The sequence below is a fragment of the Flavobacterium sp. ENC genome (assembly GCF_020991415.1).
Lineage (GTDB): Bacteria > Bacteroidota > Bacteroidia > Flavobacteriales > Flavobacteriaceae > Flavobacterium.
Map to the genome: position 1 here is coordinate 1 of NZ_JAJMOY010000010.1, position 22,411 is coordinate 22,411.

The 22,411-nt window shown below is 37.2% G+C and carries 19 protein-coding genes; 8 read left to right on the forward strand and 11 right to left on the reverse strand.

All coding sequences use genetic code 11. From position 1 onward, the window contains the following. The first annotated feature begins 863 nt into the window (after window positions 1–863). Entirely contained in the window at window positions 864–1,145 is a 282-nt protein-coding gene (locus tag LPB89_RS19330; RefSeq protein WP_230703292.1) for a hypothetical protein, read from the forward strand. 239 nt (window positions 1,146–1,384) lie between these two features. Here the strand turns inward: LPB89_RS19330 and LPB89_RS19335 are convergent, their stop codons facing one another. Together LPB89_RS19335 and LPB89_RS19340 are read right to left on the reverse strand one after the other, a co-directional pair. After that, complete coding sequence (locus tag LPB89_RS19335) at window positions 1,385–2,095, reverse strand: LytTR family DNA-binding domain-containing protein (protein WP_230703293.1); 711 nt, start codon at window positions 2,093–2,095, stop codon at window positions 1,385–1,387. Beyond that, window positions 2,068–3,066, reverse strand: a complete 999-nt coding sequence (locus tag LPB89_RS19340; protein ID WP_230703294.1) for a sensor histidine kinase — start codon at window positions 3,064–3,066, stop codon at window positions 2,068–2,070. The genes LPB89_RS19335 and LPB89_RS19340 overlap by 28 nt, the downstream gene beginning before the upstream one ends. 183 nt (window positions 3,067–3,249) lie before the next feature. Between LPB89_RS19340 and LPB89_RS19345 the strand changes: the two genes are divergently transcribed. The 3 genes from LPB89_RS19345 to LPB89_RS19355 all read left to right on the forward strand — a co-directional run bounded on the left by LPB89_RS19345 (window position 3,250) and on the right by LPB89_RS19355 (window position 6,315). Beyond that, complete coding sequence (locus LPB89_RS19345; protein WP_230703295.1) at window positions 3,250–4,230, forward strand: DUF6268 family outer membrane beta-barrel protein; 981 nt, start codon at window positions 3,250–3,252, stop codon at window positions 4,228–4,230. A 43-nt stretch (window positions 4,231–4,273) separates the two neighbouring features. Continuing rightward, window positions 4,274–4,486, forward strand: coding sequence for a hypothetical protein (locus tag LPB89_RS19350; RefSeq protein WP_230703296.1), 213 nt, complete (start codon window positions 4,274–4,276; stop codon window positions 4,484–4,486). Between the two features lie 299 nt (window positions 4,487–4,785). Next, on the forward strand, window positions 4,786–6,315 hold the full coding sequence (locus LPB89_RS19355) for a SulP family inorganic anion transporter (RefSeq protein ID WP_230703297.1): 1,530 nt from the start codon (window positions 4,786–4,788) through the stop codon (window positions 6,313–6,315). A gap of 61 nt (window positions 6,316–6,376) precedes the next feature. Here the strand turns inward: LPB89_RS19355 and LPB89_RS19360 are convergent, their stop codons facing one another. The 9 genes from LPB89_RS19360 to miaB all read right to left on the reverse strand — a co-directional run bounded on the left by LPB89_RS19360 (window position 6,377) and on the right by miaB (window position 15,930). Continuing rightward, window positions 6,377–7,576 (reverse strand): ectonucleotide pyrophosphatase/phosphodiesterase, encoded by a 1,200-nt coding sequence (locus LPB89_RS19360; RefSeq protein WP_230703298.1) that lies wholly within the window; start codon window positions 7,574–7,576, stop codon window positions 6,377–6,379. 231 nt (window positions 7,577–7,807) lie between these two features. Beyond that, window positions 7,808–9,436: a chaperonin GroEL gene (groL, locus tag LPB89_RS19365; protein ID WP_230703299.1), complete on the reverse strand. Its 1,629-nt coding sequence runs from the start codon at window positions 9,434–9,436 to the stop codon at window positions 7,808–7,810. A gap of 84 nt (window positions 9,437–9,520) precedes the next feature. Beyond that, window positions 9,521–9,796: a co-chaperone GroES gene (gene groES, locus LPB89_RS19370; protein WP_012023920.1), complete on the reverse strand. Its 276-nt coding sequence runs from the start codon at window positions 9,794–9,796 to the stop codon at window positions 9,521–9,523. Window positions 9,797–9,937: 141 nt separating this feature from the next. Next, the gene (secG, locus tag LPB89_RS19375; RefSeq protein WP_230703300.1) at window positions 9,938–10,276 is read right to left on the reverse strand and encodes a preprotein translocase subunit SecG; all 339 of its coding nucleotides are present in this window, start codon (window positions 10,274–10,276) and stop codon (window positions 9,938–9,940) included. Window positions 10,277–10,279: 3 nt separating this feature from the next. Beyond that, window positions 10,280–11,902, reverse strand: coding sequence for a tetratricopeptide repeat protein (locus tag LPB89_RS19380; protein WP_230703301.1), 1,623 nt, complete (start codon window positions 11,900–11,902; stop codon window positions 10,280–10,282). Between the two features lie 86 nt (window positions 11,903–11,988). Beyond that, the gene (locus LPB89_RS19385) at window positions 11,989–12,492 is read right to left on the reverse strand and encodes an LptE family protein (RefSeq protein ID WP_230703302.1); all 504 of its coding nucleotides are present in this window, start codon (window positions 12,490–12,492) and stop codon (window positions 11,989–11,991) included. Between the two features lie 212 nt (window positions 12,493–12,704). Continuing rightward, window positions 12,705–13,967 carry a sigma-54-dependent Fis family transcriptional regulator gene (locus LPB89_RS19390; RefSeq protein WP_230703303.1) on the reverse strand — a complete coding sequence of 421 codons (1,263 nt, stop codon included), beginning with the start codon at window positions 13,965–13,967 and terminating at the stop codon, window positions 12,705–12,707. Between the two features lie 58 nt (window positions 13,968–14,025). After that, complete coding sequence (locus tag LPB89_RS19395) at window positions 14,026–14,397, reverse strand: GxxExxY protein (RefSeq protein ID WP_230703304.1); 372 nt, start codon at window positions 14,395–14,397, stop codon at window positions 14,026–14,028. An 87-nt stretch (window positions 14,398–14,484) separates the two neighbouring features. Continuing rightward, on the reverse strand, window positions 14,485–15,930 hold the full coding sequence (gene miaB, locus LPB89_RS19400; protein WP_230703305.1) for a tRNA (N6-isopentenyl adenosine(37)-C2)-methylthiotransferase MiaB: 1,446 nt from the start codon (window positions 15,928–15,930) through the stop codon (window positions 14,485–14,487). 401 nt (window positions 15,931–16,331) lie between these two features. Between miaB and topA the strand changes: the two genes are divergently transcribed. The 4 genes from topA to gldL all read left to right on the forward strand — a co-directional run bounded on the left by topA (window position 16,332) and on the right by gldL (window position 22,375). After that, window positions 16,332–18,848: a type I DNA topoisomerase gene (gene topA, locus LPB89_RS19405; protein WP_230703306.1), complete on the forward strand. Its 2,517-nt coding sequence runs from the start codon at window positions 16,332–16,334 to the stop codon at window positions 18,846–18,848. Window positions 18,849–18,851: 3 nt separating this feature from the next. Beyond that, entirely contained in the window at window positions 18,852–20,003 is a 1,152-nt protein-coding gene (locus tag LPB89_RS19410; protein WP_230703307.1) for a formimidoylglutamase, read from the forward strand. Window positions 20,004–20,266: 263 nt separating this feature from the next. After that, window positions 20,267–21,664, forward strand: coding sequence for a gliding motility lipoprotein GldK (gene gldK / locus LPB89_RS19415; protein ID WP_127339416.1), 1,398 nt, complete (start codon window positions 20,267–20,269; stop codon window positions 21,662–21,664). 63 nt (window positions 21,665–21,727) lie between these two features. After that, window positions 21,728–22,375, forward strand: a complete 648-nt coding sequence (gldL, locus tag LPB89_RS19420) for a gliding motility protein GldL (protein ID WP_132037660.1) — start codon at window positions 21,728–21,730, stop codon at window positions 22,373–22,375. Window positions 22,376–22,411 lie beyond the last annotated feature (36 nt).

Here is a 22,411-nt window from a genome sequence, read left to right on the forward strand (position 1 = left end):
ATTTCAGTGGGTATAAAACTTTGTCGAGCTTCTATTGGAGATTTCTCCTTCGTCGAAATGACAAATATTGCGGATAAGTATTGTTTGTCGTGCAGTTCTGTCATTTCGAGGAACGAGAAATCTTCGCAAGTAATTCTATTTCAGTGGGTATAAAACTTTGTCGAGCTTCTAACTGAGATTTCTCCTTCGTCGAAATGACAAATATTGCCGATAAGTATTGTTTGTCGTGCAGTTCTGTCATTTCGAGGAACGAGAAATCTTCGCAAGTAACTCCATTTTCATAGGGCATAAAACTTTGTCGAGCTTCTAACGGAGATTTCTCCTTCGTCGAAATGACAAATATTGCGGATAAGTATTGTTTGTCGTGCAGTTCTGTCATTTAGAGGAACGAGAAATCTTCGCAAGTAACTCCATTTCATAGGGCATAAAACTTTGTCGAGCTTCTAACGGAGATTTCTCCTTCGTCGAAATGACAAATATTGCGGATAAGTTTTGTTTGTCGTGCAGTTCTGTCATTTCGAGGAAAGAGGAATCTTCGCAAGTAATTCCATTTCAGTGGGAAAAACTTTGTCGAGCTTCTAACGAAGATTTCTCCTTCGCCGAAATGACAAATATTGTGGTTAAGAATGGTTCTTACGCTCAGGATTTGTAGTATTAATCTTTTTTTTGGTTCATTAAAATTATAGTTGTACGTTTGCCTTGACAAAATACCTTACAGGATTTATCCTGAAACTTTTTATAAGTTAACATAAGCGAACCCTCGCCATGATGCTGTAGTTTAAACCGAAAGGCTGCTAAATCTACCTGTTTAGGTATTTTGTCACATCTAAAGCGGGGGTTTCGTGCGTTTAATATTTTCGATTATGACAAAAGAAAATCAAAAAGCATCACACCATGATGTAATGCCATCCGTGGCCAATTTCGTTTCAGACGTATGTTTTGAAGGCGATTTTAAAGAACAACCCCTGTATTTACAGGAAATTTTCGAGTTACTGCTTGATACAGAGTACGGCAACAATCTCGAGTTAAGGCAAAAGATGCTGAGCTGTTTAAGAACCAGCAGATCCTTAGCCGAAACCTTATCTCCGTTTTCAGACGAGGACATTCAGAAAGCCTGTACTGCGTCAGCCTTAAAAGCGAATTAAATTTTTAGCACCTAAATACCACACTTTAAGCCCTGCATTTGCAGGGCTTTTTTTGTAATGTCATTTCGATATAGTATGTCATTTCGACGAAGGAGAAATCACACGAGAAGCTCCGTACCTAAACGTCGCCAATCTTTGTAGAATTACGAGTGTTATTTCTCCTTCGTCGAAATGACAAATTTTGCGGATAAGAATCTGTCATCTCCGAATGGAGGCCCAAACGATATCGACCAGGTTGATTATTTAAAAAAACTATCCAGTAAAATCTGGTATTTTCTTCCTACCGGAATGATTTCATTATTAGACATCGTCAACGTTTTGAAGGTCGTAGCCTTAACTTTATTGATATTTACAATATAGGAGCGATGTACCTGAAGAAAATTAGTGCTGTCTATTTCTGCTGCAATGCTTGAGAGTGAACCGTAAATAATTAGCGGCAGACTGATCTTAGCACTATAGAGTTTCATATAATTGCCGAGGCTTTCGATATAAAGAATATCGCTCAGGAGAATATCGGTCATTTGGCCGTTTACACGTTGTGAAAGGACTTTTTCATTTGGCGTGTTTTCTTTTTTAAGGGTATTTCCGGAGAAGTAAATTTTGGCTTTTTCGATGGCTTTGGTAAACTTATCAAGCGAAATGGGTTTGAGCAGGTAATCTATCGCATCATTTTGGTAGGCCGAAAGGGCGTAGTCGGAATAAGCTGTTGTGACAATCGTAAGCGGGCGATTCGGTTGTAGCTCCATTAATTCAACACCCGAAATTACGGGCATATTAATATCCAGAAAGATAATATCGTAGCTGTTTTCATTAAGCATTTTTACCGCTTCCATTCCGCTGAAGGCACTTCCGGAATGTTCCAGTTCGTCAAACTTCGAAATATGGGATGCGAGTGCCTTGTGTGCCGGCGATTCGTCATCTATTATAAGACAGCGGTAGGTAAGTGCCATATGTTTAGTGTTACGCTAAAAGCATTTTTTTCTTTTTTACAGGTCAGTTCGTGTTTTAGGCCGTAGACTTCGAGGCGTCTTTTCAGGTTTTCAATTCCAATTCCGGTGCCTGAAAGTCGCGTACCGGAATCCAGGTAATTGTTTTTTATGGTAAAAGATAAATTCTGGCATTTTACTTTTAAATCAATATGGATAAAAGGTTCCGGCATTTCTGCAGAAAATTTCACGGCATTTTCTACCAAAGGTAAAAAGAACAAAGGCGGAATATCAATAGTTTCGACAGCACCTTCAAAATTTTGGGTAATTACCAGCCTTTCATTCCTAAAAGTATAATATTCAATATATTTTTTAATAAAAGCAATTTCCTCGTTTAGGAAAACATAATCTTTTTTTGTGGCTTCAATCTGGTAGCGAAGCATGTCCGAGAGGTTTAGTATCCTGTCCGGCACCTTATCAGGATCAGAAAGTGATTCTCCGTAGAGATTGTTCATGGCGTTCAGCAGAAAATGCGGATTGAGCTGTTGTTTCAAAAACGAAAGTTCGGATTTGAAATTCATAATGTCCTTGTCGGTCTGCGAAATTTTTTTCATGATTCCCACATGAAGTAAGTAAAAAGCAATTCCGTTTATTACAAGCGATATAATAGGCAGGGTTTTGAATTTTCCTAAAAACACGAGCGGAAAGTACCAACTCATAAAATAGTAAAAAGTCACCCAGTAGAGGATGAAAAGAACAAAGAATATTTTAGTTCTTTTTTCGAACAAAAAGGGCTTTATAATAAAAAGATTAAAACAAGTAATCCAGATCATGCACGGAAAATAGCCTATGGCAATTTTGCAGCACATATAAGTCCAGTCGTGTCCGTCAAATTTTACTTCATCATACACACAAGCTAAAATAACCCCGAATATAATGGTATTAATGATAAGGTTCCGGAGGAAAAAGTTCTGATAAATTTTAAGCATTGTCATAACGGCAAAATTAGGGTAATATTATAGTTTATAGGTGTTTGTCTGGTAAAAATTATACGAACGCCATTGGTATAAATAATACGCCACTGGTATAATTATGTTATTATAACAAGAGTATCTCCATTACTTTTGATTCCGGATTTCAGGTATCAATTCCGGTAATAATTTAATTTACGCCAATTTATGAAAGCAAAAATCATTTCGGTACTATTCGTCTGTACAGCGTTGCAAACTATGGCCCAGGAAAAAGAACCAGGCATGAAAACCTTCGGCAAGGCGATAACGGATAAATTTCCGACAACCCGGACTTTTGATGTGCAATACGACCAGTTAGGCCCAACGAATTATGATTCGGAGCTTTTTGGAAATGATTTGGAAAGAGGCAGAATTGAAAACCATAGCCGGTTAAAAGCCGCATTCAATATGCCGTTTTACGTGTCTGATTCGAAGCGGTTTATTTTAACGGCTTCACTGCGTTATAAATATGAAACTTACAATTTCGGAACTATTTACAATTATAATACAGCTACATCTTATACCCGAAATCAGGAGGATTTTCATTATCTGGCAGCGGCAGTGAGTGCAACTTATATGTCAACACTTTTTAAGAAACCCGTTATTTATAACGCAACCGCTACGGTAGACGGAAACCAGGAAAATGTGCAGCGTCTAAAAGGTTTTGTAACGGCCACTGTAGTGCTTAAAAGAACGGCCAGTACGACAATAACAATCGGGGCTCTGGCCATGTTAGATCCTTCTGCGATTATTCCGGTTACACCGCTTTTTACGTATAACCATAAGTTCGAAAATTCGAAATGGGATGTTGACTTTATTCTTCCGCAGCGTTTGCTGTTCAGAAGGGAACTTTTGGAAAATGGAAGAATCTCCTTAGGAACGGAATTAAACTCGGAAAATATCTACTTAAATTTAAACACCTCTAACTTACAAGGGATTTATGAGTTAAACCAACTCGAATTAAAATCCGGTATTACCTATGAATATCACATTTCACCAAAGGTAATCGGTATGATAAAAGGCGGCGTGAATAATGTTTTAAGCACAAGAATTACCGAAAAAGGAGAACGAACCAATAGATATGTTTACGATCATAAAGAAGACACCCAGGGGTATTTCAGATTCGGAATATCCTATAATCCTTTTTAGAAAATTAGAATTCCTGTTTTTTTATTACTTAAAATAAATCATTATGGTAGTTGAGGTTTTTAAAACAAATGTTCAGAGAGAGCTGGACAAAAATTACATTATTGCAGTTATCCAGACTCAGTTTCCCGATTATAAAGTAAATTTTGACCTGGAGGATTGCGACAAAATCCTGAGAGTTGAGGGCGTTGCATTAGAACCCGAAAATATAATCGATTATGTCAATTGCCTGGGTTATATCTGTGTGCCTTTAGAATAAATATTTTCGGTATTTCGGGGCTGTTTTTCCTTATGAAAATCAGGGGAAAATACCCGTTTTTTATTTAAAAGATTAATGCTATTTTTGAGGCTATAATTTCTTCACAATAAGTTACATCCAAGCCCAAAAAGGCTTTTAATAAAAGGTTCTATGTTTAGTTTTATTCTTTCCGTTGTAGTGTTGTTACTGAATCAGTTTTAAAAAAAACTATTCCTTCATGATAATAATTTTTCAGGCTTTTTTCAGTATTGGAAAGGTTTCTTCTGTTTATGCACATAATTTTTTAAATTTGTGCTCTTATGAAAAAAGCATACTCCCTCTTTGACTTTTCGCAAAAGGTTAATTATAAAAATGAAATTTTAGCGGGGCTAACTGTAGCCATGACGATGATTCCCGAATCATTGTCGTTCGCCATTCTGGCTGGTTTTCCTCCTCTGGTTGGTTTGTACGCTGCATTTATTGCAGGGTTGGTTACAGCTATTTTTGGCGGCAGGCCCGGAATGATTTCAGGCGGGGCAGGAGCAACAGTAATTGTTCTGATCGCCCTGATGAAATCGCACGGTATCGAATATGTTTTTGCAGCCGTCGCACTCGGTGGTGTGGTACAAATCTGTATCGGGCTTTTTAAACTCGGAAAATTTATCAGACTGGTACCGCAGCCCGTCATGTTTGGTTTTGTAAACGGACTTGCGGTGGTTATTTTTATGTCGCAATTGGAGCAATTCAAAACAGTTGTAAACGGACAGGTTTCCTGGTTGCAGGGAACACCGCTGTACATTATGCTTGGTTTGGTCGCTTTAACGGTGAGCATTGTTCTTCTTTTTCCTAAAATCACTAAGACAGTTCCGGCTTCTCTGGTGGCCATAATGGTGGTTTTCGCTATTGTGCTTTTGTTTCATATCGATACCAAAACAGTAGAAGATATTGCTTCTGTTCAGGGTGGGTTTCCTCCTTTTCATATTCCCAATATTCCTTTTTCTTTTGATACGCTTAAAATAATATTTCCCTATTCGGTAATCGTTGCAGCTGTTGGTTTAACAGAGGGTTTGCTGACCTTAAACCTGGTGGATGAAATTACCGGAACCCGCGGAAACAGCAATCGCGAATGTATTGCTCAGGGAAGTTCGAATATCTTAAACGGTTTTTTCTTCGGCATGGGAGGCTGCCCGATGATTGCACAGACCCTGGTCAATCTTTCGGCAGGTTCGAGAGCCCGGCTTTCGGGAATAATCGCGGCACTGACCATTTTGATAATCATACTTTTTGGAGCTCCGGTAATCGGAAAGTTACCCATGGCGGCTTTGGTTGGAGTGATGATGATGGTGGCAATAACGACTTTCGAATGGGCCAGTTTCAGGATTATAAACAAAATGCCCAAACACGATATTTTTGTTGGAATATTGGTTGCCTTGATCACCATTCTGCTGCACAATCTGGCTTTGGCGGTTTTAATTGGAGTTATTATTTCGGCATTGGTTTTTGCCTGGGAAAGTGCCAAAAGAATCCGGGCAAAACATTTTACAGACGAAGAAGGAGTAAAACACTATGAAATTTATGGTCCTCTATTTTTTGGTTCTATAGCTGCCTTTATGGAAAAATTCGATATCGGGAATGATCCCAATCATGTGATTATTGATTTTAAAGAAAGCCGTATCGCCGATATGTCCGCGATTGAAGCCTTGAATAATCTGACCAAAAAATACAGTCAGTTAAACAAAACGGTCGAACTGACGCATTTAAGTCCTGACTGTATCCTGTTACTCAAAAATGCCGAAGCAGTTATTAAAGTAAATGTTATTGAGGATCCGACGTATAAAGTAGTCAATTAAAGAATTAGATAATGAGTCAATTAGAAAATTTTAAACATTATCTCATTATCTAATTGACCAATTATCTTATTAACCCCTCCACTTCGCTGAACTTTCCGTCCACTTCATCGATTTTTAATCCTAAGATATGGGCTATTAAAGGATAAACCGAAACGTTCTGAAAGGATCTGACTTGCTTATTCACTTTAAAAGCCGGGCCTTTTGCGTAAAAAATAGCCTGCATGTCTTTGTTTTTATTGTCGTAACCGTGCGTTCCTCCTTTTATCTTTTGGTCTTTATCATTTACTAAACTATATCCTTTTTCGGCTTCAATAACAAAATCATGCACCCGCGGATTCGTACCATAGTGTAATCTTTTGGGCAATTTTCCGGCTCTCCAGAATTTAATGTGCGGTATTTTCTTTAAAGCTGCTGCAATGGAATCCTGATAGCCCGGTTTGGCCTGTAAACTCATAATCGGATTAATAACGGTTTTGTATCCCAACCATTCGGGTTTTAGATACTCTAAAAGGACCACTTTTTTGTCATTGCTGATAGCTGCCATTCCGTGATCGGAAACGATGATTAAATTGATTTGTTTCCCGATAGGCAATCGATCCAGCTTGGCAGACAATTGTCCCATGATAGAATCCATTTTAATAGCCATCTTTTTATTTTCCGGAGAAAGCGGGCCAAAATTGTGTCCGGTGTGATCGGGTTCATCAAAGTATAAAGTAATCAGATGGGGACGCTGTTTTTCGGGAAGCTCCAGCCATTTTAGTACGGTATCGATTCTGGTTTCGTAAGATACTTTATCGTCGTACTTCTTGTAAAGACCCGGCCTTTTTTGATCGGTATCTGATCCCGGCCAGAAAAAAGAAGCCGTTTTGACGCCTTGTTCTTCGGCCACATTCCATATTGAATTCCCACCATAAAAACGGGAATCATTTTTGGCATTCGATGATAAGGAGAAAGACTCATTTAGCTGAGCATCATAAAAAGCATTATTAATGATGCCATGATGATCCGGATAAAGTCCTGTTACAATAGAATAATGATTGGGGAATGTTTTAGTGGGGTAAGAAGGCCGCATTGACTTTGCATGAACGCCTTCTTTGGCTATTTGTTTTAAATTCGGAAGATTAAATTGCTTCCCATAATCCCAGCGAAACCCGTCCATAGAAACTAAGACTACGTAAGTATCTTTATTGGTCTGGGCATGTGAAAAAGTAGTAAGAAGTAAGAATGTAAAAAGGAACAGGTGAGTAGTGAATTGTCTCATTTTGTAATTTTAATAGAACTACAAAGATATTTAAATAGTCGCAGTTTATAGTCCCAGTCGCAGTTTACAATCATTAAGTTTTTGTAAATAATTACTGCGACTGCGACTGCGACTGAGACCGAGACCGAGACCGAGACCGAGACTGAGACTGAGACCGAGACTGCAACTAATGAAAAAACGCCAAACAGAAATCTCCGCTTGGCGTTTTATAAAGTAAGAAGTGAAGAACGATTACATCATTCCCGGCATACCGCCACCCATTGGCATTCCGCCTCCGTTTTCTTCTTTGATATCAATTAAGGCACACTCTGTAGTTAAGATCATTCCTGCAACAGAGGCAGCATTTTCTAACGCTACACGGGTTACTTTCTTAGGATCGATAATTCCTGCTTTTAGCATGTCTACATATTCGTCAGTTTTAGCATTGTATCCAAAATCACCTGAACCTTCAGAAACTTTCGCTACGACTACAGAACCTTCAAGACCTGCATTTTCAACGATAGTTCTTAATGGAGATTCAACAGCACGGGATACAATCTGAATACCTGTAGCCTCGTCAGCGTTGTCAGCTTTAAGGTCTGCTAAAGCACCTTTAGCTCTTAATAAGGCTACACCACCACCAGCAACGATTCCTTCTTCAACAGCAGCACGGGTTGCGTGTAAAGCATCGTCAACTCTGTCTTTTTTCTCTTTCATTTCCACTTCAGAAGCAGCACCAACATAAAGAACAGCAACACCACCGGCTAATTTAGCCAAACGCTCCTGCAATTTTTCTTTATCATAATCAGAGGTAGTAGTTTCCATCTGACCTTTAATTTGGTTCACTCTGTTTTTGATGATATCAGCTTCACCAGCACCACTTACAATTGTAGTGTTGTCTTTATCGATAGAAACTCTTTTTGCAGTTCCTAACATCTCGATAGTAGTGTTTTCAAGTGTATAACCTCTTTCTTCAGAAATTACGGTTCCACCAGTTAAAATAGCGATATCTTCCAGCATTGCTTTTCTTCTGTCTCCAAAACCAGGAGCTTTTACAGCAGCAATTTTAAGAGCACCTCTTAATTTATTTACTACAAGAGTAGACAGCGCTTCTCCGTCAACATCTTCAGCAATAATCAATAACGGTTTTCCTGATTGTGCAACCGGCTCTAAAACAGGTAATAATTCTTTTAAAGAAGATACTTTTTTGTCGTATAATAAGATGTATGGAGAGTCTAATTCAACTTCCATTTTTTCTGGATTTGTAACGAAATAAGGAGAAAGGTATCCTCTGTCAAACTGCATTCCTTCAACAACATCAACGTAAGTATCTGTTCCTTTAGCCTCTTCAACAGTAATTACCCCTTCTTTACCCACTTTAGCAAAAGCTGTAGCGATCAAATCACCAATAACTTCGTCATTGTTTGCAGAAATAGAAGCAATTTGTTTGATTTTATCAGAATCGCTTCCCACTACTTTAGCTTGTTTTGCCAAATCGGCAACGATAGCTTCAACGGCTTTATCAATACCACGTTTCAAATCCATCGGATTTGCCCCTGCAGCAACGTTTTTCAAACCTTCTTTTACAATCGCCTGAGCTAAAACTGTAGCAGTTGTAGTTCCGTCTCCTGCTAAATCATTGGTTTTAGAAGCAACTTCCTTAACCATTTGCGCGCCCATGTTTTCTAACGGGTCTTTTAATTCGATTTCTTTTGCAACCGAAACTCCATCTTTAGTAACTGTTGGTCCACCAAATGATTTTCCGATAATTACGTTACGACCTTTTGGTCCAAGAGTTACTTTTACAGCATTTGCCAATGCATCAACACCACGTTTTAATCCGTCACGTGCTTCAATATCAAATTTTATATCTTTTGCCATTTTTTTAATTTTTGTTTAATGTTTGGTTTGTTTCAAGTTCCAAGTCTTAATTCTTAGTACTTAGAAACTTAATACTTATTATTTTTAGATTATCGCTAAGATATCATCTTCACGCATGATCAAATAATCAGTTCCTTCCAGTTTCAATTCTGTTCCTGCATATTTACCGTATAGAACAGTATCACCAACTTTAACGGTCATGGTGTGATCTTTAGATCCATTTCCTACAGCTACTACAGTTCCTTTTTGTGGTTTCTCTTTGGCAGTGTCCGGAATGAAAATTCCTGAAGCAGTTTTGGTTTCAGCTGCTACAGGCTCAATAAGTACGCGGTCTGAAAGCGGTTTAATATTTAAAGCCATAATTTTATTTTATATTAGGTTATATTTTTTTTAATGTTCAGTAAGCTTTCAGAAATTGTGCCATGCTCAAAAAACTGACATTTTTTCTTAAAAAAAATGCCAGCTTTGACAGGCTGGCATCTTAATTTTATATCAGAAATATTATTTTGCTGCTGGAGCTGCCGGAGCAGGAGTTCCTTGTGCCGGAGCGGCAGGTGTTGTAGCAGGTGCTTCGGTTTTTTCAATAAGTTTAGATTCAGTATCACTTAACGATCCCGTAAAGCTTAAGCTTGAAAGTAAGATTAATGCAATAAGGATAGTGGCCAACGTCCAGGTACTTTTATCTAAAAAGTCTGTTGTTTTTTGTACTCCACCTAACATTTGAGTTCCGCTGATAGTAGAAGACAATCCGCCTCCTTTAGGGTTTTGAACCATGATTACTACGATCAATAGAAAGCAAACTATTGTGATTAAAACTAAAAAAATTGAAAATGTGCTCATTGTTTAATTATTATTGTTATTTTGTTGTAAAATCTTTATATCCGAAATACGGTCTGCAAAGAAACTAATTTTTTCTGGATATTTCAAAATTAATATTTCATAAGCTTGTATCGCTTTTGTATATTTTTTTTGCTCCAGATATACCCTGGCCAGAGTTTCGGTCATTAAATACGAATTGTCCTCGTTTTTATTGGGGTCAAGCATCACCGTTGGAACAATTGCAGTGGGTTTTATAGGCGGAATTTTTGGATTCGTTTCAATAAATTTATTGATAATCTCCGCTTTTTTCTTTTTCTCTTCTTCAATTGACTCTGTTTCTTGTCTTTCAGCAACAGGTTCAGTTATAGGCTCCGGAGTTTTTTCGGCTTCTTTTAGTGTTGCTGTTTGTTCTGCCGGACCTTCTTTTGTTCTGTCAATTGGTTCTGTTCGGGCTAATTGCAGCCATTCCTGAAAAGAATGTTTTTCATTGGCAGAAAAATCCAGAGGTTTTCCGATTTCCAGATTTTCTTCGGCATTTTTTACCGTTTCAGCAACCTCAGTTTCTTTTAAATCTTCAAAAACAACTGTTGTAGCTTCTTTTACAGCATTATAGACTGATTCTTCAATAGGTTCAACACGGATTTCAGGAATTTTTTCTGTTTCCTGAACGGTAATCGGTTCCTCAGTACTAATTAGAATTTCTTCTTCTTTTTCAGAAGTGGAAGCAGGCTGCTCAACAAAAGAATCAATAGTGATCTCTTCAACAACTATAATTGGTGCTTCGGTACCAGTTGGAGTTTCTTCCGTAGCAAAATTAGATACAGGCTGTTCCACGAAAGAATCAATGGTGATCTCTTCAACTATAATTGGTTCTTCAGTAACAATTGGAGTTTCTTCTTCTTCAGAAGTTGAAACAGGCTGTTCAATCAAAGAAGTAATCGTGATTTCTTCAGCTATAACCGGTTCTTCTGTATTGATTGGAGTTTCTTCTGCAGAAGCGGAAACAGGCTCCACAAAAGAATCAATGGTAACTTCTTTTACTACTATTGGCTCTTCAGTAACAATTGGAGTTTCTTCTTTGACAGCCGGAGTGAAATTTTCGACAAAAGAATCTAAAGTGATTTCTTCGATTGCGATTGTTTTTTCAATTACAACTGGAGCTTCTTCTTTTACCGGAGTCAGAACAGGCTGTTCAACAACAATATCAACCGGTTTTTCTTCCGCTTTTTTAGGTTCTTCAAAAACTACTGTTGTGGCTTCCCTTATAGATGACAAAATCGATTGTTCAATCGGATCAATTCTTATTTCGGGAACTTTCCGGATTTCCGGTAAAACGATTTCACTTTCAAAAACCGTAATATTCAAAAGATCTTTGAGTTTCTGATCGTAATATTCGTTCTGAATAGAAACAAAAGTCTCGGAAGTAATAAAGTCAAACAATACAGAACGATCTGTAGTATGCGCTGCAGTAACTTTTAAAGCATAATTATACTTAAAACTGTTCTGATTGTAAAGCCCTTTCAATCGCAATGCCCTTGCACTTTGAAAATAGGGAAATTCATTCAGAACATTGCCTAATGCTTCCGTTTGCTTTTCCGTAATAGCATCGGGTTTGTTTATTAGGTGTGTATAATCAGTTACATTCATTTTTGTTTGTTTAATCGTTTATTCATTCATTGTTAAATCGTTAGCGAACCGATTTAACGATTAACCGATTCAACAAATCAACATTTTTACCATTTAGCTAATGAGTCGTTAAAAATATCCTGGGTGATTCTGTCATAAATTTCTTTAATGGCAGCATTCAGGGAAGAGCCTACAAGTTGTTGTGTTCCCGGATAATCTTTGTAGAATTCAAATGTTTTTTCGAAATCATCAGATTCCTTTTTCTTATTGGTAAATCTCACATTAATACGGATCGTTAAACGGTTCTGAGCCGCCTGCTGATCTGCAGTTGCTGTCATTGGAGTTGTTCTGTAGTCTACAATTTCTCCTTCATACACCAAATCCCCGCCATTGCTGACTAAGTTTAGATTCGTCTGATTCTGAATTAAATCCTGCAAAGCCAACGTAAAATCCCTGTCAATTCCCGGTTCAATCAAATCCGCATTGTTCTGGAAAAAGTTGACCTGAAACGTTTTTGCATCAATTTTCCCTGTTCCGGTAAAATTATAAACAGAACAGCCGCTTAACATAAAGAGGCTTATTAAGGCTAGTAAAGAATATATTTTTTTCATAAGATGTTTTGGTGAAAATTCCAATTTTTTAAATTCCAAATTCCAATTTTAAGAATTGCGTTGCAATTCTCTGGTGTTGGACTTAGGTACATTTTTTTTTTTTTTTTCAAATATACTAATTTGAACCCGGAGCGTTAGCGAACTGGGAGAGCAATTTGGAATTTATTTCCACACAGTTGGAATTTGGAATTTAAAAAATTGGAATTTTCTATTTACAGATCAAATTGTTTAATTTTTCGATATAAAGTTCGTTCTGAAATCCCTAGCTCATCGGCAGCTGCTTTACGTTTTCCTTTGTTTTTTTCTAATGATTTTTTGATCATTTCGATTTCTTTTTGTTCCAGACGTAAAATTTCTTCTTCCTCGATTGTTTCGGCGTCCAGATAATTATTGTCATCCTGCTGTATGTGATAATTGTCTTCGCGTGTCGCCGGGGTCATGACAGCTGTTCTTGGTTCTTCTTCAAAATCTATTTCGCTGTCATTTTCCTGTGAACCGTATATTTTCTGAATCAGGTTAGGATTGATATCCTGCACTTTTGCAGATCCGTTTTTCATTAGTTCCAAAGTGAGTTTTTTCAAATCGTTCAGGTCGCTTTTCATGTCAAAAAGCACTTTATACAAGATGTCTCTTTCGGTACTGAAATCACTTTCTTTTTTCTTATCACTAATAACAGAAGGCAAACTGCTCCCTTCAGTTGGTAAATAAGATTGTAAGGTTGCCAGGGAAATATCACGGTTGGTTTCTAAAACCGAAATTTGTTCAGCTACATTTCGCAGCTGACGAATATTACCGTTCCATCTGAATTTTTGCAGAAGCTGCACTGCATTGTCGTCCAGTCTTAAAGGCGGCATTTTATATTTGTGTGCAAAATCGGCCACAAACTTGCGAAACAACAAATGAATGTCTTCGTTTCTTTCGCGTAACGGTGGTAATGTAATTTCTACGGTAGTCAGACGATAGTATAAATCCTCACGGAATTTTCCTTTTTCGATGGCATTGAATAAATTGACATTGGTTGCGGCTACGATTCTCACATTTGTTTTCTGAACCTGAGACGAACCTACTTTTATAAATTCTCCGTTTTCAAGAACACGGAGTAAACGAACCTGAGTGGTTAAAGGCAATTCACCCACTTCATCCAGGAAAATAGTTCCGCCGTCAGCCACTTCAAAATAACCTTCACGGGTACTTGTTGCACCGGTAAAAGCGCCTTTTTCATGACCAAAAAGCTCACTGTCAATTGTTCCTTCCGGAATGGCTCCGCAGTTTACGGCAATATATTTACCATGCTTTCGGTGTGAAAGGGAATGGATGATCCTCGGAATATTTTCTTTACCCACACCACTTTCCCCGGTTACCATTACCGAAATATCAGTAGGAGCAACCTGAATGGCTTTTTCTATGGCGCGGTTTAATTTCGGATCATTCCCGATAATCTCAAAACGTTGTTTTATTGCCTGAACTGTTTCCATGTATGTTTTTTATCTTTTGCCACGAATTTCACGAATTCCACGAATTTTTGAAATCAGGTTAATGAATAACTCTTTTATGTTGTAATGACTTTTTATTAAAGTTAACAATAATTCCTAAGTCACTATCTGCAAGTCTTAAATAATTAATAGTTTGAGCGGTATGTTCATCTACGATCTCTCTTGATGCTTTTACTTCTAAAATAATTTCATCGTAAACTACAAAATCTGCATAAAATTTATGTGCTAAAACAATATCTTTATATCTAATGTCATATTCTTTTTCACGTTGAAAAGGAATATTATGCTTTTTGAATTCATATTCTAAAGCATCCTTATAAACAATTTCAAGAAGGCCTCCTCCCAGTATTCTATGAACTTCCATACAGATGCCAACTATTTTAAAATACTCCTCTTTTCTATATAATTCCATAATCTGTTTTTTACGCAAACTTATTGAATTAATAATTATTGAAAGAAAATTAGTGCAAATTAGTGTAATTCGTGGCAGACCTCTTTTTTAATTCATCTCAGAATATCCAATCGCTTCTCCTTTTAAAGTGCCGCTGGTGCAGCTTGTGATTTTTACATTTACGAAATCTCCAATTTTATAATTTTCCTTTGGGAAGACTACCGTAATACTTTGGGAATTTCTTCCGGAGAATTCTTCGGTTGATTTTTTAGATACTTTTTCGACTAAAACTTCAACCGTTTGGCCTACAAACTCTTCGCTTCTGAACCAGGCGTGTTTTTGTTGTAAGTCTACGATTTCCTGCAATCTTCTGGCTTTGGTTTCTTCCGGAACATCATCTTCCATTTTTCTTCCGGCCAGAGTTCCCGGACGTTCTGAATACGAGTACATATAACCGAAATTATATTTTACATATTCCATCAGACTCATGGTATCCTGGTGATCCTGTTCTGTTTCTGTAGGGAAACCGGCAATCATATCTTGTGAAATCGATGCATTCGGAATAATAGACCTGATTTTATCAATCAGCGTCATGTATTCTTCACGCGTGTGCAGACGATTCATTTCTTTTAAAATGCGGTCACTTCCGGACTGAACAGGCAAGTGGATATGTTTACAGATATTCGGATATTTCGCAATAACATGCAAGATGCTCTCGTGCATATCCTGCGGATTAGAAGTCGAAAACCGGATACGCATTTTAGGAAAACCAACCGCAACCATTTCAAGCAACTGATCAAAATCAACAGCCGTTGCTTTTTGAATGTCGGAAGCATTGACAAAATCTTTTTTCAGTCCGCCTCCATACCAAAGGTAACTGTCAACGTTTTGCCCTAATAAGGTAATTTCTTTAAAACCTTTGTCCCATAAATCCTGAATTTCCTTCATGATACTTTGTGGCTCACGGCTACGTTCACGACCCCGTGTAAAAGGCACAACGCAGAACGTGCACATATTATCACAGCCACGGGTGATGGAAACCAAAGCAGTAATTCCGTTGCTCATTAAACGAACAGGCGAAATATCTCCGTACGTTTCCTCCTTCGATAAAATTACATTAATGGCGTCACGGCCTTCTTCCACTTCCGCCAACAGATTAGGTAAATCTTTGTAGGCATCGGGGCCTACCACAAGATCAACTATTTTTTCTTCTTCCAGAAACTGACTTTTCAAACGTTCGGCCATACAGCCCAAAACGCCCACTTTCATTTTCGGGTTAATGCGCTTTACGGCATTATATTTTTCCAGACGCTTACGAATGGTTTGTTCGGCCTTGTCGCGGATGGAACAGGTATTTACCAGAACCAGATCGGCTTCTTCCAAAACCGAAGTCGTATTGTACCCGCCTTCATATAAAATGGAAGCTACCACTTCACTGTCCGAAAAATTCATCGCACAGCCGTAACTTTCTATAAAAAGCTTTTTAGTATTCTCAGGTTTATTTTCTAAAACAAGATTTTCGCCCTGCTTACTTTCTTCAATAATCTTTTCCATTGCGTAATTTCAAAGTGCAAAGATAACGCAAAACCGATAAAGATGACAAGATGTCAGATAAAGAATTAACAATGTTTTCAGAAATGTTGATAGATTTTTAAGTTCGAATTGTAGTGTCCGGACTTCCGATTTGTAAAGCACTTTTCTTTTTTACGAACTATTTTTTGGTCCTTATGCAGTTCTAAAGTAGAGGAGTATTTTGTACTTATACGATTTTAAGTATTAAAAAAAAGCATATTTCCGGGGTGTAAACCTTTAAAAGTTATACCTATATATATAATCGATACGTTTACAGATAAATCTGTAATTTTTAGAAACATATTATTAAAATACTTCAAAAATGAACAGAGAAGGTTGATATTTAAAAAAAATAGATACTTTTGTTGCAGAAAAATAGAGCAATGGCAAAGAATTTAGTAATAGTGGAATCACCTGCAAAGGCGAAAACGATAGAGAAATTTCTAGGAAGTGATTTTCAGGTAGAGTCGAGTTACGGGCACATAGCCGATTTACCGTCAAAAGAAATAGGAGTAGATGTTGAAAATGGATTTAAACCTAAATATGAAGTTTCCCCGGATAAAAAAGCCTTAGTAAGTAAACTAAAAACACTATCTAAAAATGCCGAAATGGTTTGGCTGGCGAGTGATGAGGACCGCGAGGGGGAAGCTATTTCATGGCACCTGGCGGAAGAATTAAAACTGGATACTAAAAAAACCAAAAGAATTGTTTTTCACGAAATTACTAAAAGTGCCATTCTTAAAGCAATTGATAATCCAAGAGAAATCGATTATAATTTAGTAAATGCCCAGCAGGCGCGTCGTGTTTTAGACCGTTTAGTGGGTTATGAATTATCTCCGGTTTTATGGAGAAAAATTAAAGGCGGTTTGTCTGCCGGTCGTGTGCAGTCTGTTTCCGTTCGTTTAATTGTGGAAAGAGAACGCGAAATTCAGAATTTCAACGCCGTTGCGAGTTATTCGGTTGTTGCGGAATTTGTTAATGAGGCCGGAAAAGCATTCAAAGCAAAATTGCCTAAAAACTTTAATACAAAAAAAGAAGCCGAAGATTTCTTAAAACAAAATATCGGTTCTCTATATAAGGTATCTGATTTAGAAACCAAACCTACCAAAAAATCTCCAACAGCACCTTTTACAACGTCGACTTTACAACAGGAAGCGGCCAGAAAATTGTATTTGCCGGTTGGAATCACCATGCAGTTAGCGCAGCGTTTGTACGAAGCCGGACTTATTACGTATATGAGAACGGATAGTGTAAACCTTTCTAAAGATGCTATGGATGCTGCAGAAGCTGAAATTATAAAATCATACGGAAAAGAGTTTTCGAAACCCCGAACTTTTACAACTAAAAGTAAGGGAGCGCAAGAAGCTCACGAGGCTATTCGTCCCACAGATATGTCACGTCACACGGTTAATATTGATCGTGACCAGGCACGTTTGTACGATTTGATCTGGAAAAGAACACTGGCGTCTCAAATGAGCGATGCACAACTGGAAAGAACAAATGTAAAAATTGAAGCAAATAATCACGGTGAAATTTTTACTGCTTCCGGAGAAGTTTTACTTTTTGAAGGTTTCTTAAAAGTATACTTAGAAGGGCATGATGATGACGAGGAAGAGCAGGAAGGTATGCTTCCGGCATTAAAAGTAAATGAAAAATTAGCCAATAATTATATTACGGCTACCGAAAGATATTCAAGACCACCGGCACGTTATACAGAAGCTTCCCTGGTAAAAAAATTAGAAGAATTAGGAATTGGACGCCCGTCTACGTATGCACCAACTATTTCGACGATCATCAACAGAAATTATGTTGAAAAAGGAACCCTTGAAGGTCAGGAACGCAATTATACACAACTTACTTTGCAAAACAGTAAAGTTGGAGAAAAGCTGTTAAAAGAAAATACAGGTTCTGATAAAGGGAAATTGGTTCCGACAGATATCGGTACTATTGTAACAGACTTCCTGGTTAAGAATTTCGGAAACATCCTTGATTATAATTTTACAGCAAAAGTAGAGCAGGATTTTGATGAAATTGCAGAAGGAAATATTGACTGGGCCACCATGATGCAGGAGTTCTACGATAAATTCCACCCGAATGTAAAAGAAGTGGAAGCAAATGCGGAGCGTGAAAGCGGTGAAAGAATCTTAGGAAAAGATGCTGACGGAAGACAGGTTTCTGTTCGTTTGGGAAAATTTGGACCAATGGCTCAGATTGGAGAAGCAGATGACGAAGATAAAAAATTCGCCAGCCTGATGTCGGATCAGAATATCGGTAATATTACACTGGAAGATGCCCTTAATCTATTTTTATTGCCAAAGAGTTTAGGCGAATATAAAGGAGAAGAAGTAGAGGTAAGTAATGGACGTTATGGTCCTTACGTACGTCACGGAAGTGTTTTTATTTCTTTGCCAAGAGGAGAAGATCCTTTAAGTTTGTCTAAAGAAAGAGCACAGGAACTGATTGACGAAAAAGCACTTGCAGATGCGCCAATTGCTGTTTATAAAGGAGAATCGGTTCAGAAAGGTGTGGGACGTTTTGGTCCTTTCATCAAATGGAACGGTATTTTTATCAATGTAAGTAAAAAATATAATTTCGATAATTTATCACAACAGGAAGTTGAAGAACTGATTGAAGATAAGTTGCAGAAAAATATAGATAAAGTACTCCATAATTGGGAGGACGAAGGGATTTTGGTTGAAAAAGCTCGTTGGGGACGTTCGGTGATTACAAAAGGTAAGATCAAAATTGAATTGAGTAAAGATGTTGATGCTACCAAGCTGACACTGGAAGAAGTTCAGGAAATGATCGCCAAAAAAACACCGGCAAAGAAAACACCGGCAAAAAAAGCAACAACAACTAAAAAAGCCCCAGCTAAAAAAACAGCTGCTAAAAAGAAATAAAAAATGGAATTTGATTTTCTAGAACCAGTAAATGACGGAATTTTAAAATTCATTAGTTCGTTGTCTTCTCAGGAATTGGGCAGTAAAGTGGCTTTTCACACGCAGGACCAGTTTCCTGATATTAGCAAAATCACGATTGCAATTGTTGGGGTTTTAGAAGATCGACGAAACACAGAAGGTTTTAATGAAGTAAACCTAAATGCTGTAAGAAAGAAATTTTATAGTATGTTTCCGGGTAACTGGGATGCGTCAATTGCAGATTTAGGAGATATACTTGCGGGAGATTCAGTAGAGGATACTTATTTTGCACTTAAGAAAGTAACAGCTGCTTTGATTAAGAACAAAGTGATTCCGATAGTTCTGGGAGGTTCGCAGGATCTGACCTACGCTGTGTACCGTGCGTATGATGATCTGGAACAGATGGTAAACATGGTTTCGGTAGATAATAAATTTGATTTTGGCAAAGAAAATGAAGTGGTTTCGGCTAATTCCTATCTGACAAAAATCATAATTGACGAACCGAATAATCTCTTTAATTATTGTAATATTGGGTATCAGACCTATTATAATTCTCAGGAAGAGATCGATTTAATTGAAAAATTGTTTTTTGATGCTTACCGTTTAGGGGAGATTTCAAATAAAATAGCATTAGCAGAACCTGTTTTCAGAGATGCGGATTTGGTAAGTATCGATTTAAATTCGGTAAAGTCTTCAGATTCAGGTAATACGATTTCTTTTGAACCTAATGGTTTTAACGGAAAAGAGATTTGTTCGCTGGCCAGATATGCCGGTATCAGTGATAAAGTTTCCTCTTTTGGGATATTTAATCATAACAGTACTGTACAGGAATCGGGGATTATTGCTCAGATCATGTGGTACTTTATAGAAGGCTATCATTATCGTTCAAAAGAATATCCGTTTGGGAGCAGGGCCAACTATTTAAAATATATTGTTCCTTTGGAAGAGGAGGAATTGATTTTTTATAAAAGTGACAAAACAGATCGTTGGTGGATAGAAATTCCTTACGAATCTAACGGACATAATAAATTGAAAAGAAATACGTTATTACCATGCTCTTACGACGAATATTTGCTCGCTTGTAACCAAGAGCTGCCGGAAAGATGGTGGAAAGCGCAGCGAAAAAATGCTTTGTAGAAGGAAATTTTAACAGAAATCAGAATTTTTTAAAATTATTAAAAAAAAGTTAAAAAATATTAGTAAGAAAAGAAGTATATATTATAAAATTTAACGTTTTACGTCGATTTTTCAGGTTAGTTTATCGACAAAATATTTTTTTTTTATTTTATTTAACATTATTTTTGAACGGTGAAATAAATTACGTGAGTAGTATTGTTTTTTAGCTAAATAATAAATACGTTTACGGACTTATAATAATGAATAGATAATCCCAAATTTATATGAAGAAGTTTATTGCATTTGCAGCAATGTTAACCCTAGTTATTGGCTGTGGAAAATCAGGTGATAAAGGAGAGTTAGTTGGTGTTACAGGAGGAAAATGGCATCCTGAAAAACCTTATGGAATGACATTGGTTCCAGGTGGATCTTTTATTATGGGTAAATCAGATGCTGATTTGGCTAATGTAGAAGATGCTCCAACTAAAACAGTAACGGTACGTTCCTTTTATATGGACGAAACTGAAATTACAAATAGCGAGTATCGTCAATTTGTGGAATGGGTAAAAGATTCTACAATGAGAGTTCGTCTGGCTATTTTAGCTGATGAGACCGGACAAAAAGGTGCTGGTGACGCTAAAGGTAAAAAAGCAGGTAGTATTGCTGATTATGCATTTAATGATTCAGATCCTGAAAAAATGACTGCGTACGACAAATACATGTATGATAACTACTATAGTGTAGGTACTGCTGATGATCCTTATGCAGGAAGAAAATTAAACAAAAAAGTAAAGTTAATCAAAGATACAAAGGCTTATCCGGATGAGTATTATACTGAGGTAATGGATTCTATGTATTTGCCAATTGAAGAATCATACAATGGTTTAAGAACCATTGATGTGAATAAATTGAAATTCCGTTACTCCTGGATGGATATTCAGGCTGCTGCAAAAGCTAAAGTTGGAAAAAGAAAAGATTTCGTTAAGACAGAGCAGGTTAGTGTTTATCCTGACACAACAGTTTGGATTAAAGATTTCGCTTATTCTTATAATGAGCCAATGCACAATGACTATTTCTGGCACAAAGCTTACGGAGATTATCCTGTAGTTGGTGTTACATGGAAACAGGCAAAAGCATTTTGTGCCTGGAGAACTTTGAACAAAAACAGTTATATCAAATCTAAGAAAAAAGGACGTGACTTAGTGAATGCTTTCAGATTGCCAACAGAGGCAGAATGGGAGTACGCTGCAAGAGGAGGTCTGGAATCAGCTACTTACCCTTGGGGAGGACCTTACACGAAAAGTGACAGAGGTTGTTTCCTTGCAAACTTCAAACCAAGCAGAGGAGATTATGCTGCTGATGAGGCTTTGTATACAGTTGAGGCTAAATCTTACGATGTAAACGGTTATGGCCTATACAACATGGCTGGTAACGTTTCAGAGTGGACGGATTCAGCTTACAATCCAAATGCTTACGAATATGTTTCAACAATGAATCCAAACGTAATTGACGGAAACAACCAAAGAAAAGTGGTTCGTGGAGGATCGTGGAAAGATGTTGCTTACTTCCTACAGGTAAGTACTCGTGATCACGAATATGCGGATTCAGCAAGAAGTTATATTGGTTTCAGAACTGTACAGGATTACATGGGAACTCAAGTAACGGGTAATAGAAAAAAGTAAATTATAATAAATTTCAATAACCAAATCAATCTATTTCAAATTAAAACCTAAAAAAAAAGTATTATGGCATTATTAAGTAAAAAAGCAATGAATTTCGCTTATGGTATGGGAGCGGCAGTGGTAATCGTTGGAGCGTTATTCAAAATTACGCACTTTGAACTTGGACCTTTAACTGGTACAGTTATGCTTTCAGTGGGATTATTAACTGAGGCATTAATTTTTGCTCTTTCTGCTTTCGAGCCTGTTGACGAAGAGTTAGACTGGACTCTTGTGTACCCTGAATTAGCTAATGGTCAGGCCAGAACAAAGGCTGACAAAAAAGAAACCCCTTCTGATGCTCAAGGATTATTGTCTCAAAAGTTAGACGTAATGTTAAAAGAAGCTAAAATTGACGGAGAATTAATGTCAAGTTTAGGAAACAGTATTAAAAATTTCGAATCAGCTGCTAAAGGAATTGCTCCTACTGTAGATTCTATCGCTTCTACTAAAAAATACAGCGAAGAATTGTCAATGGCTGCTGCTCAGATGGAATCATTAAACAGTTTGTACAAAGTACAATTGGAAAGCGCTGCAAGAAATGCTGACGCTAACAAAGAAATCGCTGATAATGCATCTAAATTAAAAGAACAAATGCAATCAATGACTGCAAACATTGCTTCTTTGAACAATGTTTATGGTGGTATGCTTTCTGCAATGAGTAACAAAGGATAATTAGTTTTTAACTATTATATTAAATTTATTAATAAG